We start from the raw sequence: 17745 nt of genomic DNA, 5'->3' as shown, positions 1-17745 counted from the left end.
GTTCATCAGGCGCTTGCTGGTTGCTTGTTTATCTTGGTCGAAAACATCCTACCCAGGAAGCGCTCTTCTCTTACTCCCTCAACGGCTCAACGACGAACCCACACCCACGAAAACAACACAAGCGCCACATTTATTCACTATGCACGCAAACACTCTACAAAGTGGTCGTATCCCAGAATTTCGTTTGCGGAATGGATCTAAGTGGTTTTCCTAGAGTGATCAGCATAGATACCGCAGAACATGTGACACAAAGAATTACCACTCCGGTAAAACCGGACGGCGATTCCAATATCCAACCAACGAGCGCCGGTGTAAATGAACTGAAAACGGACAATACGGTCTCCATTACCGAATCCGCCCGCCCTTGCATATTATTCGGAGTATGCCCGTACAGGAAGCCGAGGAGTGAAGAATTACAAGCTGGAAACAGGAAACCTCCCAATGAAACGCATGCAAGAATAACATAATAGTTATCCGTGAAAATCATCGGGACAAGGGAAATTCCAAATAAGACTACCGTTAAGGTTGCAATCAATCCAGGAGATAGCGTTTCGGTGATTTTCATCGCACACAATGATCCTAGGAGCATCACTATTCCCATAACGCCGTCAATTAGACCTATCAGAATCGGATCCGTTCCTCTTGCCGCCAGCATAAGCTGTGTGCCAATAATAATTCCGGTACAAGCTATGTTGCAAACTGCACCAAAGGCCAGATAACTACGAAAACGGGAGCTGGACATCACCCATACGAACCCATTTTTCAAACTTTCAATAAATGACTCATCCTCATTATCTTCCACAGAAACTGTTGGGTTTGAAAGCTTCTTCGCTGAGATAGCACTGATAATATGCATGACTCCACATGCAGCAAAAGGACCCCAAGGAGAAAGTCTGTAGAAGAAACCGCCAACGGCTCCTGACAGGATTCCAACGCAGGATTCGCGAGTTTCGCGTATTGCCTGGGATTTTGCGAAAAGTTTAACAGGAACAATGGATTTCAGTATCGCATTATTTGATGGACACAACAATCCGGAGTTCAATGCAAAGAAAATGACAATTCCAATAAACATCCATGTGGATATCTGATTTCCGACACAGATCAAAATGACGGCAATGACAGAGAGAGACGCACCTATGACTCCGAGAAGCATCATCATTCGCCGTCGATTACGACGATCGGCAATAGCGCCGCCAATTGGTGTGGCAATCATAGTCGTGACCGACACCAATGTGACTACGATGCCAGATATGAACTCTGACTTCGTCATGGAGATTATCACCAAAGGTATGGCAAAGAGCCGTAGACTCGTTGCAACCACATCGGTGGTATCTGAAATGAACCAATGACGATAATCCGGCATTTTCCATAATGAGTTCATTTATCCACGCGCTTTCGCTATGTGTGCATAATGGCAATCTTGTGGAACATCGATTACATAGGAGTCGAAATAGTTATACATGTTGACATGTATTATCCGTCCGACACTCTGCGGGGAAAGGTCAAGAAGATATCGGATTCCCTCATATGCAGATAATGCCGCGGATATTTGTGCAATGGGCCCAAAAACAGGGTTCACGTCCCTTTGGAAATGCATATACGCAGATGAACGATGCTTCAATTCCAGTTTTTTCGTCACTGATTCAATCAGACACCTGAAACAACCGGTCTTACCGGGGACATATATGCCACATTGAACGATCGGACCATTATAACTGCAAGATATCCATGGAATATTCGTATACAGTGCAGCGTTATTAGCCCATTCCGTAATTTCTTCCGGAGAATCAGCGCAGCAGAAAAAGAAATCCATTCCGTCTATCAGTTTCATAATATCATTGTTGCCTCGGATATGTTGCTGAACGCCATCAACTTCAACATTATGGTTAAGATGAAGCAGTTTATTCTTTACAACATCCACCTTGAGTGCGCCAATATCCTCTTCATCAAACAGCATTTGACGGCTTAAATTGGATAGTTCGACGGTATCATAATCAACAATTCGAATATGTCCAACCCCTGATGCCGCTAAGTGGTAAGCTACGCCGCTTCCGATTCCGCCTAGCCCAAGAACAGCTACCCTCTTCTGTTTGAGCAGTTCTTGCAAATGCCAGTTTCCGCAGATTTCGCCTTGGTTGATCCAGGAGAGATAGCGGCTACTCCTCGAATATCTTTGTTTCTCTTCATCGCTTAAGGTTGTCGGTTCCTCTACGGTTTCGAGGTGTCCCATTCTTTCAATTTCACGGATTATATTCAGGGATTGCGTTCTGGTATAATGAGTCAGATTGGCGAGACGTTCGACGGCATCGTCCAGGTCATATTCACCATTAAGGACTTGGTTAATGACTGCTGCGATTTCATTATCTGGATCAGGGAATTGATGAGCTAATCCCGATGTCATCGACCCGATAATGGATGTTTTCGAATCGAGCGGTAGAACTTCATGACCGCTTCTTATTTTTATCTTCATTTTCTCGCCTTCTATTTTCTTCAAATAAGAACGGCGGGCTCCTTTGACAAGGAGCCCGCCATAATCCTTTTATCAGCCGCCACCAACGCGGTATGCGGTGCAGATATCGGGATCGTTTACTTCGGAAATCATGAACGCTTCATCCTGCATGATTCACCTCCTCGTGAAAGCCGAAATGCGCGGTGCATTTCTTGGTACAGAAGATACCGCAGGATAACCGGTGCGGATGTTCGGGAGGAGGGGATTGTCATCTAAAGATGACAATCCCCTCCTCCCGAACATCCGCACCCTCAGCTCGGCCCTACTGCTTGTTGGTTTCCTCGGAGGCGAGTCGTTCTTCGAGCTGTTCGACGATGTGGTCGTGCATGTTCTCGTCGATCTTGACGGTCAGGAGGAAGACGACGAGGCTGGCGACGATGCCTGCGAGCGGCAGGTAGTAGGCGCAGGTCTTGAACGTGCGGATGTTCGCGGCGGTCATGTCGGCGGCGGTGGCGTTGCCGACCATGCCGGCGGCGACGGCCACGAAGCCCACGATGCCGTTGGACAGCGCGCCGGCGATCTTGTCGAGCATCGGGCGCACGGAGAGGGTGACGGCCTCGTTGCGCTTGCCGGTCTTGAGCTGTCCGTATTCGATGGAGTCGGTCATGCTCAGGATGGCGGTCATCTGGATGGTCTGCGCGGGCAGGTAGAAGAGGACGAGCGCGACGATGACGACGGGCAGGTTCATGGGCGCGATGATGAACAGCGTGTAGCCGGCGATCATGAACGCCATGCCGGCGGTGTACAGCCAGCGGCGCGGGATGCGGCGGTTGAGCACCGGGTAGAGGGGCGTGGTGACCAGTCCGGTGATGACCGGGATGACGCCGGCGATGGAGAAGCTGTCCGGCGCGCCGAGCACGTATTTGAACTGGTAGAAGAGCACGCCGGTGGTGGCGACGTTGGCCACGGAGTACAGCAGGTAGCTCAGGGCGACCCACAGGAGCTGGTCGTTCTGGGCGATGGCCTTGAACGCCTCGATGGGGTTGCCGTTGGCCTCGGCCTTGGCGCGCAGCTCGCCCTGGTTCTCGCGGGTGCCGAACGCGACGCTCCACGCGGTCAGCAGGCCGAGCACGGCGATGATGATGGCGAACGCGGCCCAGCCGGTGCGGCCCTGCTCCCATTGGCCGGTGAACTTCCAGGTGAACCAGCTGACGACGGGCACGACGATGACGGTGACGCCGTTGTAGCCGATGGATCCGGTGAACGCGCCGAGCGCGGTGTACGTGCTGCGTTCGTGCGAGTCGGAGGAGATCGCGGGGATCATGCCCCAGTAGGAGATGTCGCGCAGCGAGTAGATCACGTCCAGCAGGATGAACACGATGACGAACAGGACCATGAACACGCCGGTGTTCACGTCCACGAGGCCGAACAGGCCGGTGAACACCATGATCAGCAGGATGCCGGGCACGAGGCCGCCGATGAACTGCCAGGGGCGGAACCGGCCCCAGCGGGTGTTCGTGTTGTCCACGAGGTTGCCGAGCAGCGGGTCGAGGAAGATCTCCGCGATGCGGATGACCACCACGAGTCCGGTGATCACCGCGATGAGGCGCGCGGCCAGCGTCTTGTCCACGTCGATGAACAGCGCGGTGGTCACGAACGTGATGAAGAACGTGCTCATCGTGTTGTAGAACGCGGCCTGTCCCAGATTTCCGAACGCGTATGCGATCTTCTGGCCCATGTTCCTCGCGGGCGCTGCCTGCGGTTGTCCGGGCGTCGCCGTGCGCTGTGTGGTGGATCCGCTCATGGTGTGGTGGCCTCCTTGCGACCTGTAAAGAATCCGTGCGCGGGAACAGCTCCGATCCCGCAAGACGCGAGTATAGGACTTTCTCGAAAAAGTAAAAAACTTTACCGCGTGTCGCAAGCAATGCCAACGAATTGCGTTCGTCGATTCGACGCAACGCGCGGGCAAAAGACATCGCAGTAGTCGAATTATCGTTGCAATCAATGGATTTGCATAGGTCCTCGCAGTCACCGTCGAGGCATGCGCAAGAAGTTGCGTAAATTAGTAAATATCTTTATCATCGTTGTGCAAGGAGTCACATTCGAAGGCTCCCGCACTGCGGCGGCAACGACGCGACGCAATCCGATGCGAAAGCGAGGACATCATGAACACAACCGACGATCAGCGGAAGAACGGCGATCCGATCGTCTCCCCGTCCATGCCGACGACGGCATGGCTCGCCGACCCGCGCGTGTACGCGGTCCACCGGCTCGACGCCCATTCCGACCATGCGTGCTGGTCGCACGCCCCCTCCGGCGGCGAGGGCACGGATCTCACGCAGAGCCTTGACGGCGAATGGCGGGTCCGCGTCGAGACGGCGCCGGCGAACAGCTTCCCCGACGGGACGAGCGACGGGCCGGATTGGATCAGCGACGTGTCGCCGCTGTTCGCCGCGCCGGGCTTCGACGACTCGTCGTTCCCCCGCGTGCGGGTGCCCTCACATCTGGAGACCGCGGGACTGCTCGACCCGCAGTATGTGAACGTGCAGTACCCGTGGGACGGCCACGAGGACCCAAAGGCCCCGGCCATCCCCGAGCATGGCCATGTGGCGGTCTACCGACGCAAGTTCGCCGCGGAGGGCGCGGTCGCCCAGGCCATCCGCGAGGGCCGCACGGTGACGCTCACCTTCCAGGGCGCGGCCACCGCCATCTACGTGTGGCTCAACGGCGCGTTCGTCGGCTACGCCGAGGATTCCTTCACGCCCAGCGAGTTCGACGTGACGGACGTCGTCAGGAAGGACGGCAACGTGCTGGCGGTCGCCTGCTACGAGTATTCGAGCGCGAGCTGGCTGGAGGACCAGGACTTCTGGCGGCTGCACGGCCTGTTCCGCTCCGTCGAGCTCAACGCGAGACCAGCCGCCCACGTCTCCGACATCCACGCCGAAGCCGATTGGGAGCCTGCCACGTCAATCGGATCGCTCTCGCTGGACGTGCTGATCGACGGCGCCACGAACGCCGCGACGGCCGACCTCGCGCTGCGAGACAAGAACGGCACCATCGTCTGGCGCACCGCCACGGAAGCGGCCGGAACGCTGCACGCCGAAGCCGAGATCGACGACGCCGCCCCCTGGAGCGCCGAACGCCCGGACCTGTACGAACTGTCCGTCACCCTGCTCGACGCGGGTGGCAAGGTTCTGGAGACCGCGCGCACCCGCATCGGCTTCCGGCATGTGGCCATCGAGGACGGCGTCCTCAAGCTCAACGGCAAGCGCCTCGTGTTCCGCGGCGTGGACCGCCACGAGTTCGACTGCCGGCGCGGCCGTGCCGTCACCGAAGAGGACATGCTGTGGGACATCCGCTTCATGAAGCGCCACAACATCAACGCGGTGCGCACCTCGCACTACCCGAACCAGTCACGCTGGTACGAGCTGTGCGACGAATACGGCATCTATCTGATCGACGAGACCAACCTGGAGACCCACGGCAGCTGGAACAGCCCCGGCGACATCCCCGTGGGCACCTCCGTTCCCGGTGACGACGAGGCCTGGCTGGGCGCATGCATCGACCGACTGGACAGCATGATCATGCGTGACCGCAACCATCCCAGCGTACTCGTCTGGTCGCTGGGCAACGAATCCTACGCGGGCGAAGTCCTCAAGGCCATGAGCATGCACGCGCATCGGCTCGACCCGGGCCGTCCCGTCCACTACGAAGGCGTCAATTGGAACCACGCCTATGATGGGATCAGCGATTTCGAAAGCCGTATGTACGCCAAGCCGGACGAGATCCGCGACTGGCTCGAACACGGCGACGAGCGTGGCGCTGCGAACAAGCCGTTCGTCAGCTGCGAGTACATGCACGCCATGGGCAACTCGTGCGGCGGCCTGAGCGAGTTCATCGACCTCGAACAGTACGAGCGCTACTCCGGCGGGTTCATCTGGGACTACATCGACCAGGGGCTCGTCCAGCGCCTGCCCGACGGGAGCGAACGACTCAGCGTCGGCGGAGAATGGGGCGACCGGCCGACCGACTACGAATTCGTGGGCAACGGCATCGTGTTCGCCGACCGCACGCCCAGCCCCAAGGCGCAGGAGGTCAAGCAGCTGTATTCGCCGATCAAGCTCACCCCCGACGGGCACGGCGTGACCATCGAGAACCGCAACCTGTTCATCGGCACCGACAGCTACGTGTTCGCCGCACGGCTCCTCGAAGACGGGCGCGAGATCTGGCACGCCGACTACCGGTTCGACGTGGCCGCCGGAGACACCCAACGCCATGACATCGCCTTCCCGGACATCGACACGGACGGGAATACGCGCGAGGTCACCTACGAGGTCGATCTCCTGCTCGCCGAAGCCACCGCATGGGCGCCGGCCGGCTACGAGCTCGCGTTCGGCCAGCTTACCGGCACCCTCAACCCCGAACGGGACATCACCGAGACCGATTATGACGACACCGGCCGCGCGACGGTCACGCTCGGCCGGTGGAACGCGGGCATCCGCCGCGACGACGAGGAAATCCTCCTATCGCGCACCCAGGGAGGCATCGTCTCCTGGACGCGGGACGGACGGGAAATGGTCATCCGTCGCCCTGAACTCGTCACCTTCCGCTCCCTGACCGACAACGACCGCGGTAACCGTTCCGGATTCGACCGTGCAGCATGGTTCGCGGCCGGCCGCTACGCCATCGTGACCGATACGAGCATCACGCAATCCGACGACGGAGGACTCACGGCCGAATACCGGTACGAGCTCGCCGACCCGGGCCACACGCCCGTGACGGTCGCCTACCGCATCACGTCCGACATGCGCATGCGACTGACCGTCGAATACCCCGGCGGTGTCACCAACGCCGCCAGCCTGCCCGCGTTCGGTGTCGAATGGGAACTGCCCGGCGAATACACGCAGCTGCGCTACTACGGACCCGGCCCCGAGGAAACCTACCGCGACCGCAAGCAGGGCGGCAAGCTCGGCATCTGGGACACCACCTCAGAGGCGAGCATGGCGCCGTATCTCATGGTGCAGGAAACCGGAAGCCACGAGGACGTCCGCTGGCTCGAAGCCACCGACATCCAAGGCCACGGATTGCGCGTCAGCCAGCGCGGCGACCGTCACTTCACGGCCAGCCTGCTGCCATGGAACACCTACATGATCGAAGCCGCGCGCCGCCATGAGGACCTGCCCGCCCCGCGCCACAACTACCTGCGTCTGCTCGCGGCGCAGATGGGCGTCGGCGGAGACGACTCCTGGGGAGCCCCCGTCCACACGGCCTACCAGCTGCCCGCAGGCAGGCCGCTCACCCTCGACGTGAACCTCGAACTCATCTGACCAGCAACGGGCGGCGGCATGCACCACCATGCCGCCGCCCGTGCATATTCCCCAAAACACACCCACAGAAAAGAGACAATCAATCATGGCTGAAGTGATCATCGTCAAGAACGAGGAGGAGGCCGGCGAGATCTACGGCCGTTGCGTGGCGGACCTCATCAAGGCCAAGCCGGACGCGGTGCTGGGACTCGCGACCGGCTCCAGCCCGCTGGCCGCTTACCAGGCCCTCGCCAAGATCGTGCATGAGGAGCACATCGACGTCTCCAAGGTGCGCGGCTTCGCGCTGGACGAGTACCTGGGCTTGCCGCTGACCCACCCGGAGTCCTACCACTCCACCATCCACCGTACGGTCGTCGAGCCCCTGGGCCTTGACCCGACCAAGGTCCACGTGCCCGGCGACGTGCTGAACGGCGCGCCCCTTGAGGACGGCGACAAGATCGCCGCCGCCGGCCCCGCGTATGATGCGGCCATCGAGGCCGCGGGCGGCATTGACGTGCAGATCCTCGGCATCGGCACCGACGGCCACATCGGTTTCAACGAGCCCGGCTCCTCCCTCGCATCCGGCACGCGCGTCAAGACGCTCGCCGAGCAGACCCGCATCGACAACGCGCGCTTCTTCGACAACGACATCAACCAGGTGCCGACCCACTGCATCACGCAGGGCATCGGTACGGTCCTCAAGGCCCGCCACCTCGTGCTGCTCGCGTTCGGCGCGGGCAAGGCCGAGGCCATCGAGGAGACCGTCGAGGGCGGCGTGTCCGCGTTCTGCCCGGCGTCCGCGCTGCAGCTGCACCCGCACGCGACGATCATCATCGACGAGGAAGCAGCCAGCCGCCTGCGCCACAAGGACTACTACCGCTACGCCTACGCCCACAAGCCCGCCTGGCAGGGCATCTGACAGTAACCGAACCGAACTCGGGCTCCTTCTTTCTCCGCAAAGAGGGAGCCCGAACGCATACAGGAAGGAAATCATGGCACAGGACAGAAACGAGATCGTCGCGCACGTGACGGCGGCGTTGGAAGGCGAGGCCCGTCCGGTCGCGATCCGCGGGGCGCGCAAGGTGGACGCCCGCGGCGAGCAGTCGGGCTACTGGGTGGTCTCGGACGCGCGCGGCGTAATCGTGGCCACGGGCGCTGCGGCCGCGGACGGTACCGGCGAGGAGGCGTTCGAGCACGCCTGCCGCACGGTCGGCATCGACCCGGCCTCCCGCTCCGGCGAGGTGATCGACGCGGGCGGCCGCATCCTCACGCCCGGCTACGTGGACATCCACGCCCACGGTGCTTGGGAGAAGAGCTTCGACGACGGCTCCGACGGCATCGACGTGGCCCGCGCCGGTCATGCGGTGCACGGCACCACCCGCCAGGTGCTCTCGCTCATCACCAACCCGATGGACGTGATCTGCCGCAACATCCGCACCGTGCGTGAGAAGATGGCCACCCGCCCCGACATCCTCGGCTGCCATCTCGAAGGCCCGTTCCTCGCCCTGAAGCGCAAGGGTGCGCACGACCCGAACTGCCTCAAGGACCCGGTGCCCGAACTCGTGGACCGCATGCTCGACGCCTCGGGTGCCGACCCCGCGGCCGGCAAGCTCGGCTGCATTCGCCAGATCACCATCGCCCCCGAACTGGAGCACGGCATCGGTGCCATCAAGCAGTTCGCTTCCGCCGGTGTGGTGCCCGCGGTCGGCCACTGCGACGCCGACTATGCCACCGCCCAGGCCGGCTTCGACGCGGGCGCCGGCATCATGACCCACATGTTCAACGCGATGAACGGCCTGCACCACCGCGAACCCGGCCCCATCCCGGCCGCCGTGGAGGACCCGCGCGTCACCATCGAGCTCATCAACGACGGCTTCCACGTCCAGAACCCGATGGTCAAGCTCGGCTTCGGACTGGCGCCCCACCGCATCGCGTTCGTCACCGACGCCATGGCCGCCACCGACTGCCCCGACGGCGCGTACAAGCTCGGCGAACTCGACGTGAACGTCATCGACGGCCACGCCCGCCTCGTGTCCAACGGCGCCATCGCCGGCTCCACGCTCACCCTGGAGGTCGCGGTCCAGCGCGCGGTCAACGAACTCGGCTTCAGCCCCGTCGCCGCAGTCGAGGCCGCCACCCTCACCCCGGCCCGCGCCTTCGGATTCGACAAGGCCAACCCCGTCACCGGAGCCCCGCTCGGCCTCATCGCCCCCGGATACGCCGCCGACCTCAACCTCCTCGACCCCACCGACTGGACCGCCCAACACGTCTGGTGCGCCGGCCGCCAGGTGAAGTAAATTCCTTCCAGCAAAATCAACGCCGGTGCCGCCCGTCTTCGAGACGATGTCTTACGCCTGAGGAACGAAGCTTGCGCGCGGCACCAGCTCGGTCGTCAGCAGGATGTGACGTCGCACCCGCCGTTCATGCTTCAACCCGTCGATCAGGGTGGAGAACGCCATGCGGGCCAACTCCCTTTGATCGATCGCATACGAGCTCAGCGACGGCGACGTGTACCGGGCGATTGACTGGTTGTTCACACTCACCACGGCCAACTCGTCGGGAACCGCCACGCGCAGTGCGTTCAACGCCTGCAACGCCCCCACCGCGAGCACGTCGGCGGCCACGATAAGACCATCGGGCATGCTGCCGGCCTCACGATGATCGGCCACCAGTTGCTCCGCGAGACGATAACCGTTCTCCACGGTGAACGTGCCGGACGAATACACCAATCCGTCCGTTTCCAATCCCAAGTGCGCAGCCCACTGGCGGAACGACAGTTCGCGGATATCCTCGGGATAGTCATGCGTGCCCATGATGCTGCCCACGCCACCGAGAAACGCGATGCGTCTGCGGCCCGCCGCGATCATCGCGTCCAAGGCATCCAGCATCGTCTGCGACAGATCGGGCCGTACGGAGTCGAACAGGTGCGGTGCCGGATTCGTGTCGATGCACACGCCATGTGGGAGTGCCGCATGCAGGGCGCGCAGGTCTGTTTCGGGAAACACCGTGGCGCCCACGGTGATGAACCCATCGAACTCCGCTGCGCGTTCCGTCAGCTCGTGTATGGACCGGATGAACGTGGGCTGGTCCAATTCCATCGACTCCGCACACTCCGCAAGGACCTTCCGCAGATCGGAGAAGTATGCGTCCTGCAGCTCCTCCCCGGACGGAGGGGCGTCCAGCACAGCGATCGCGGGACGGAACACGTTGCGGTATCCCAGCTCCTCGCATACGCGCAGCACGCGCCGTCGCGTCTCCTCCTTGATGGAGAACGATGGGTCGTTCAGCAAGCGCGACACCGTGCTCTGTGACACCCCAGCCCGTTCCGCAACCTCCTTGAGCGTGGCCATGACATCCTCCCCGCAAACTTTAGTAAAGGGTTTTACTACAGCATAACCCGGGATTTGCAAGATGGCGGATTCCCCCACTCAGGAAGTGACCCACAACTGATAAACTTCAAGCGTCCCGACAAAGGGGCAATGCATAGAGGGCGGGCTTGTCATTGGAAAACATGCTCGCCCTTTAATCAAGACGTATGGCAGTCTGAACCGGAACCTTTTCCTCATGCTCACTGTCTGTTTTTGAAGAAGGCGAAGAGTTGGTTGTCGTGTATGGCGGTGATGGCGATGACGGCTCCGATTTGCGCGGTGATGAGGGCTGTGGTGAGTGCGGGGAGTTGGATGGCTGTCAGGGTGATCGCGTTGGCGTGTCCGCTGGTCCAGCGGGCCGTGGTGTAGGTGATGGCGGTGGCAGCGAGGATTGCCGGTAGCGTCCATGCGAGGGTTTCGAGTGCGGTGGTGGCGAGGATGCCTTGGCGGGGTATTCCCATGTGCAGATCGTCTGCTATTTCGATGCGTCGTGCGCGTGTGGCCATGATGGCGATGGCGAACGCGGCGATGGGGGTGATGGCGAGCATGAGGCGGGTGGTCCTCTGCCGGTAGCGGGTGTCGAGGTCGGGGTTGGTGCCGAGCATGGTGTTGGCTTGTTTGGTCTGGGTGGCGGGCGCGGCTCCGGGTATGGCGGTCGCGGTGGTGTTGAGCAGGTCTTCGGCGTCGGGGTTGGCGGGGTTGATGGTGGCCCAGCATTCGTCCCATTGCTGGCCGGCGTTGATGGGTGTGGGGGTGATGATCGCGTAGGCGAGTCGTTGGTCGCGGCTGTCGTCGGTCCAGGGAAAGACCGCGCTGATGTGCATGGTGCCCTGGGTTGTGGGCAGGTCGTCTCCTTCGCGCGCGTGGAGGGTGGCGGCGAGTTGGTTGGAGATCCATACGCCGGGTTGGGTTTGTTCCCTCGTGCCGATGCCGAGCACGTCCGCGAGTCCCGGTGTTGCCTGCCATGCGTCCAGTGGGGCCGCGGGCATGGCGGTCAGGGTGATTTCCCCGTTGCTTTTGAGCGCGCCGGCCGCTTGGATGGGGTTCGTGGTGGTGTCGCCTGTGGTGCCGGTGGTTTGGGTGAGGTTTGCGCAGGTGGTGGGGTCGATTTGTTTGCTGCCGGAGATGATGTGGATGGCGGCGGCGCTGGTGGCCCATTGCCGTGATTCGTGTTGGAGGGAGGTGATGGCGGTCAGGTCGAATATGGCGGTTCCTGCTGCGATGAGGGTGAGGATGCCGGCGCAGGCGAGGGCGCGTGTGGTGCCGGTGGCGATGTTGCGCCATGCTTCGGACAGGATGGCGGTTGGTTTCATCGTGTGTCGTCCTTGATGTCGGTGTCGGGGTTCGGGTTGTGCCATGCGAGGTCGATGACGCGGGTGCATGCGGCCCGGGTGTTGGGGTCGTGGGTGGCGATGACGACGATCGCGTCGTCTTGGGCGAGTCCGGTGAGGGTGGAGTCGATGTCGTTGGCGGTGCGCTGGTCGAGTTGGGCGGTGGGTTCGTCCACGAGGAGGAGGTCGGGTTTGCTGGCGATGGCGCGGGCGAGCATGAGACGCTGCGCTTCGCCTCCGGATAGTTCCCGGAACTCGCGTGCGGCGACTTTGGTCAGGTGGAACGTGCTCATGATGGCGATGGCCTCGTCCTCGGCCTGCGTGCGGTCGATGCCCTGGCCGAGGAGCGGTTGGACGACGTGGTCGATGGCGGTGCGTCGCGGTATGCCGTGTGGGTTCTGGAACACCCAGCGCACGCGGTTGACCCGGCTACGTCGGATGATGCCTTCGGCGGGCGGCTCGAAGCCGGCGATGATGGACAGGAGGGTGGATTTGCCGGAGCCGGACGGCCCGCACAGGCCGACGGCCTCGCCGGTCGTGAGGGTGAAGTCGAGGTCTCGGAACAGCCAGGGGCCGTTCGCGAACCGGTGGCTCACGTGTTCGCCCGTGACCGACGGGGTGCCGTAGACCGCGGGCTGCGCGGCGTCGTCCGATCGTGCCGGCACGGGGTCCGCGACCGTTTCGAGGGGCAGGATGCTGGTGCTCATGCGCGTCCTCCTTGCGTCAATGCTGCACCGTGGCGGGGCATTGGACGTCGTCGAGTTTGTGGCCGAGGGCGACTTTGCCGATTGTCGCGTCGGCTTGTTCGGGTTGGATGAGCGTGGCGCCGAGGGCGGAGCCGATCACGGTGACGGGGATGGCCTGTTTGCCGTCGGGCGAGACGCAGGCGCGGGTGCCGTTCTGGCCGGTGATGGCGGAGGGCGGGACCTTGATCGCGTCGATGGGCTGTTCGAGTGCGAGGGTGGCGGTTGGTTTCTTGCCGCCCTGGTCGGCGAGGGTGGCTTTGTAGCCGTCGCTGGCCTGGATCTGGTCGAGGAATTTCTGGTCGCTGATCCTGCCGTCGGTCTTATCGAGGCTGGTCTTGACGCCGAAGAGCGTGAACGTGCGTTTTCCGTCCCTCAGGTTCGCCGGCGTGGGGAAGGTGATGGCGGTCAGCTGGCCTCCGGTCTTCATGATTTCGGTGCCGTCCGTCAGGCTGGCGTTCAGGCCGGCCGTGCATTGGGTGGGCGTGGCGGCGGCTTGGGGCAGCCATGCCACGTCGGCGGGTCCGATCCTGCCGTCGGGGTTGTGGTCGCCGGCCTGCGAGAGCAGCTGGTTGACGCCGTCCTTGGTGCGCCACCCGTAGGTGCCGTTGCCTTCGGCGTTGTAGCCGAGACGGGCGAGTTCCTGTTGCAGGGCGAGCACGTCGGGTCCGGTGTCTCCGGTGCCGATCTCGCGGTAGAGGGGCGTGTCGGTGTGCAGGGCGATGACGGGTTTGCCGTCCACGGACAGCAGTCGTTTGCCGGATTCGACCGTTTGGCCGGGCGTGCACAGGGTTTCGCTGACGGTGCCGGCGGCGCGCGAGGTGATCGATTGTTCCGCGCTGGTCTCGAACGAGGCCTCGACGGTCTGTTCGTCGTCGAACTGCTGGCGGCTGGCCGTGACGGTGTCTGGGCTCGTGGCCGCGGATAGCCCGTCGGGCGTGGGCGTGGGGATGACGAGCGCGGTGGCGAGCACGCCCACGGACAGCATGCCCAGCCCGGTCAGGATCAGCGGGGTCAGGATTCGTGTTTTCATGTGGTCGTTTCCTTTCGTCGGGTGCTTGTTCGTCAGCCGACGTTGACGGCGAGGCCGGCTCCGGTGAAGCATGATTGAGCGGCGTCCGACGAGGCGTCGAACGGCAGGCTCTTGGACGTGCCGTCCCCGTTCAACGCGTTTTCGAGTTTGCGTCCGGTGTAGGCGTCATCGACGAGGCTGCTTTTCTTCAGGCATTCCACGGCGGTCTCGTACGGGTCGGCCAGGAGGCCCGGGTTGCCCTGCTGGAGCTGGTAGAGGGATTCGATGATCTTGCTGGTGCCCTCGGAGCAGGTGTTGGATGCCTCCATGTACTTGTTCACTTCGGCGTCGGTCGATGGCACCGGCGTCACGCCGGTGGTTTGGTAGAGTCCGTTGGACAGTTTGCGGGTCTGTTCCTGCCATCCGTTCTCGGCCATGCACGCGGCCTGCTTGTCGTGCGCGGTCTCGTAGTCCTCGGCGCTGATTTTGCCGGTCTTCTTGGCCCGTTGGAGCACGTCGCGCTCGAACTGGCTGAGCGTGTCTTTGGCGAGGTACTGGTCGAACAAGGCGCTCATGCTCGGCGCGATCCTGGTGCCGGACGTCTGCGCGTCGTCGGCCGTGTCCCGGCTCCAGGGCGTCGAGCACGCCGACAGCGAGACGAGCAGTCCCATGCAGGACAGCAGCGCGGCGGCCCTGCGCAGCGTTCCGCGACGGAAGATGGATGATGTGCTGGCGGTCATGAAAGTTTCCTTTCCTTCGAGTAGTGCCGGTCTGTCTACTTGGTGTTGAAGTCGGGATCGTGGTAGTCGGGCACCTTGGCCTGGCATTCCTTGATGGCCTTGTCCCGGTCCACGTCCGTGGACTCCGAGGACACCGAGCCGGAGCCGTCGCCGGTCCATTGGAACACGACCCAGTTGCCGTCCATGATCTGCGCCGGCACGCCGGCCGCCGTGAGGCAGTCGCGGTATTGTTCGGCGGCCTGTTTCGAGGCCGGGTTCGAGCCCTGCGGCGCGTCGCCGCCCTGACTGTCGGTCTTCGGTGCCGCGTCCTGCGACGTCGTCGCGGAGGGCTCGTCGGATGATTGCGTCGGCTGCTGTTGGCCGCATGCCGACAGCGGCACGGTCATCGCGGCGGCCAGCGCCGCGGCCGCCGCCAGTCTGAGTACGGATGTGGTTCGCATGTGTTCCTCCCTTGCATGGGTTCGCCGCTGCCGGGGCGATGCTTTGACCCGGCGGTTGCCGGACGATGCCCATTACAGCCGGCTCTCCGTGTGCGATGGGTGCGTGTCGCGCTCACCTAACGCACACCCACGCCGGGCACAATGGAGAACGCGAAGGCAATCGCATGAAGGCCATGAATCGGAATCGGAGGCAACGGAATATGGCGAGAATCCTGATCGTCGAGGACGACGCCGACCTGTCGGCCGTGCTGGACGACTGTCTCAGGCACGAGGGATACGCGACCGGCCTGGCCGGCACCGGCGTCGAGGCGCTGGACCGGCTCTCACGGGGAGAATACGACGTGATGCTCCTCGACCGCGACCTGCCCGTGCTCTCCGGAGACGAGGTCATGCGCACCGTGGACAGGCTGCGCATCCCCGTGCGCACGCTCATGCTCACCGCGGCCGGCAGCATCGAGGACCGTGTGCACGGCCTCGACCTCGGAGCCGACGACTACCTGCCCAAACCGTTCGCCTATCCCGAACTCCTCGCCCGCATCCGCGCGCTCCTGCGCCGAGGCGACGCCGACGACGCGCCCACCGTAATCTCACGGGGACGTCTAAGCGTAGACACCGTCAGACGGCTCGCATACGCGGACGGACAACCCCTCGATCTCGCACCCCGCGAATACTCGCTCCTGGAGGAACTGCTGCGCGCCGACGGCGGATGGACCAACACCCGCGCCCTCCTTGAATCCCTGTGGCCGTCCGAAGCGCACGACCAGACCGACCTCGTCAAGACCGCCGTATACTCGCTGCGGCGCAAACTGCCCGACCCCGCGCTCATCGCCTCGTCGCGCGGAGAGGGATACCGCATACCATGACCGATACCGACACGACACCACGGACCGCCACGCACACCCCACGCCAGCGTAAGCCCGTCAGCTTCCGCATCCGTCTCGCCGTCACCGTGGGACTGCTCCTGCTCGGCATGCTCCTCGCCGTGATCCTCGTACAGAACATCTCGCTCGACTGGGCGTTCCAGCATCAGGTGGACACCATCTCCACAGGCAGCAACCAGAACACCATCACGACGGAACCTGCCACGCCCCAGGACGGGGTTCCCGGCACGGCCGACTCATGCAATGCGGATCCCTGCGACGTGACCGGTGCCTTTCCCTCTCCGACCGCTGGGCAGACCGGCACGGAGGGCGTGGTGCTCACCATCAGGGACGGCGTCGTGCAATGGATGCGCTACGGATCGCTCGCCGTGTTCGCCGTGTCGGCGCTTCTGGCGGTGCTCCTCGTCTGGAGCCTGTCGGGCAAACTCACCGCGCACCTTGACTCCATCAGCCGCCAGGCCGGCCGGCTCGATCCCGACCGCCCCGCCGGACGCATCCGCCTCGACCATCCGGATGCCGAGACCGCCGGCCTCGCCGACGCGCTCAACACAATGCTCGACCGCATCGAGCAATCCAACGAACTACAACGATCGTTCATCCGCAACGCCAGCCACGAGCTGAAAACACCGATCACGACCATCGGAACCAGCCTCGAAGCTCTCATGGCCCAGGACCGGTTCCCCGAGGACGTCAAACCAGCCATCCGCCACGCTATCGAAGCGAACCGCAAAAGCGGCGAGCTCATCAACAGCCTGCTTGAACTCTCCCGCATCCAGGCCGCGCCTGACACCAGCACGGAAGCCGTGGACCCCGCCCGCATCGTACGCGGCGTGCTCGAAACCCACCGCGAGCAGGCACAGGCACGCCACCTGTGCATCGACGCTGCCGGACTCGCCGCCTATAATGGCCCCGCCGTTGAGACGAACCCGCGCTACCTCTCGCTCGCCGTGGACAACCTCGTGCGCAACGCCATCATCCACAACATCGACCACGGCGCCATCACCTGCACCATCCACAACGACGGACAGCACGTCACCATCGGCATCAACAACACCACAAAACGCCCTGACCGCCCCGAGGACACGGCCGACCTCATCCAACCATTCCACCGCGGCGACGCCACACGCATGGCCAGCCGACCCGGCCACGGCCTCGGATTGTCCATCACCAAAGCCTGTGCAGACGCCATCGGCGCCAGACTCAACATCAGCCGCCCCACACCCGATACGTTCCGGGCGGAAATCACGTTGAACCAACGTATCAGTATGTCCACCATTGGATGATTTATCCACGGTAAGATATCCTTATCTATACTGACTAACCAGTCAATGAATGTGAGGATATTCGATGAGGCTTCTGCTGTTTTCGTGGGTTAGGTTGCTGGTGTTGGTAGTTGGATGTTGAGTCCGCCGCATCTGAGCATGACGAGGCTGATGAGGTTGGTGACGTGGTGGAAGCCGTAGGCCATGCGGATG

14 protein-coding genes are annotated in these 17745 nt (G+C 62.4%); 5 read left to right on the top strand and 9 right to left on the bottom strand.

Annotation, left to right across the window (positions count from 1 at the left end; all coding sequences use genetic code 11):
- Positions 1-154: 154 nt before the first annotated feature.
- From KIH81_RS11645 to KIH81_RS11635, 3 genes are all read right to left on the bottom strand, one after another.
- Positions 155-1363, bottom strand: a complete 1209-nt coding sequence (locus KIH81_RS11645) for an MFS transporter (RefSeq protein WP_165784785.1) — start codon at positions 1361-1363, stop codon at positions 155-157.
- 18 nt (positions 1364-1381) lie between these two features.
- The gene (locus KIH81_RS11640; RefSeq protein ID WP_214305471.1) at positions 1382-2494 is read right to left on the bottom strand and encodes a HesA/MoeB/ThiF family protein; all 1113 of its coding nucleotides are present in this window, start codon (positions 2492-2494) and stop codon (positions 1382-1384) included.
- Between the two features lie 277 nt (positions 2495-2771).
- Positions 2772-4253, bottom strand: a complete 1482-nt coding sequence (locus KIH81_RS11635) for a glycoside-pentoside-hexuronide (GPH):cation symporter (protein ID WP_101621315.1) — start codon at positions 4251-4253, stop codon at positions 2772-2774.
- Positions 4254-4614: 361 nt separating this feature from the next.
- On the opposite strand from KIH81_RS11635, the gene lacZ reads away from it, so the two are divergent.
- The 3 genes from lacZ (at position 4615) to nagA (ending at position 10052) form a co-directional block, all read left to right on the top strand.
- Complete coding sequence (gene lacZ, locus KIH81_RS11630; protein ID WP_214305470.1) at positions 4615-7776, top strand: beta-galactosidase, LacZ type; 3162 nt, start codon at positions 4615-4617, stop codon at positions 7774-7776.
- Between the two features lie 85 nt (positions 7777-7861).
- Positions 7862-8674 carry a glucosamine-6-phosphate deaminase gene (gene nagB / locus KIH81_RS11625; RefSeq protein ID WP_214305469.1) on the top strand — a complete coding sequence of 271 codons (813 nt, stop codon included), beginning with the start codon at positions 7862-7864 and terminating at the stop codon, positions 8672-8674.
- A 73-nt stretch (positions 8675-8747) separates the two neighbouring features.
- Positions 8748-10052, top strand: a complete 1305-nt coding sequence (nagA, locus tag KIH81_RS11620; protein WP_214305468.1) for an N-acetylglucosamine-6-phosphate deacetylase — start codon at positions 8748-8750, stop codon at positions 10050-10052.
- A 51-nt stretch (positions 10053-10103) separates the two neighbouring features.
- Here nagA and KIH81_RS11615 read toward each other — a convergent pair whose 3' ends face one another.
- The 6 genes from KIH81_RS11615 to KIH81_RS11590 form a co-directional block, all read right to left on the bottom strand.
- A complete protein-coding gene (locus tag KIH81_RS11615) occupies positions 10104-11105 on the bottom strand; it encodes a LacI family DNA-binding transcriptional regulator (RefSeq protein ID WP_214305467.1) in 1002 nt (333 codons plus the stop codon).
- 218 nt (positions 11106-11323) lie between these two features.
- Positions 11324-12436, bottom strand: a complete 1113-nt coding sequence (locus KIH81_RS11610) for a hypothetical protein (protein ID WP_214305466.1) — start codon at positions 12434-12436, stop codon at positions 11324-11326.
- Entirely contained in the window at positions 12433-13161 is a 729-nt protein-coding gene (locus tag KIH81_RS11605; protein ID WP_214305465.1) for an ATP-binding cassette domain-containing protein, read from the bottom strand. Before KIH81_RS11605 ends, KIH81_RS11610 begins: the two co-directional genes overlap by 4 nt.
- Before the next feature lie 16 nt (positions 13162-13177).
- The gene (locus KIH81_RS11600) at positions 13178-14230 is read right to left on the bottom strand and encodes a peptidoglycan-binding protein (RefSeq protein WP_214305464.1); all 1053 of its coding nucleotides are present in this window, start codon (positions 14228-14230) and stop codon (positions 13178-13180) included.
- Positions 14231-14262: 32 nt separating this feature from the next.
- Complete coding sequence (locus tag KIH81_RS11595; RefSeq protein ID WP_214305463.1) at positions 14263-14949, bottom strand: hypothetical protein; 687 nt, start codon at positions 14947-14949, stop codon at positions 14263-14265.
- Between the two features lie 35 nt (positions 14950-14984).
- The gene (locus KIH81_RS11590; RefSeq protein ID WP_214305462.1) at positions 14985-15389 is read right to left on the bottom strand and encodes a hypothetical protein; all 405 of its coding nucleotides are present in this window, start codon (positions 15387-15389) and stop codon (positions 14985-14987) included.
- 200 nt (positions 15390-15589) lie between these two features.
- Here KIH81_RS11590 and KIH81_RS11585 point away from each other — a divergent pair, with 200 nt between their 5' ends.
- Together KIH81_RS11585 and KIH81_RS11580 are read left to right on the top strand one after the other, a co-directional pair.
- Positions 15590-16252: a response regulator transcription factor gene (locus KIH81_RS11585; protein ID WP_214305461.1), complete on the top strand. Its 663-nt coding sequence runs from the start codon at positions 15590-15592 to the stop codon at positions 16250-16252.
- Entirely contained in the window at positions 16249-17553 is a 1305-nt protein-coding gene (locus KIH81_RS11580) for a sensor histidine kinase (protein WP_214305460.1), read from the top strand. The genes KIH81_RS11585 and KIH81_RS11580 overlap by 4 nt, the downstream gene beginning before the upstream one ends.
- The last annotated feature ends 192 nt before the right edge of the window (positions 17554-17745 follow it).

This window comes from Bifidobacterium miconisargentati, from assembly GCF_019331675.1.
Taxonomy (GTDB): domain Bacteria; phylum Actinomycetota; class Actinomycetes; order Actinomycetales; family Bifidobacteriaceae; genus Bifidobacterium; species Bifidobacterium miconisargentati.
This window is presented reverse-complemented; position numbering and strand designations above follow the sequence as displayed.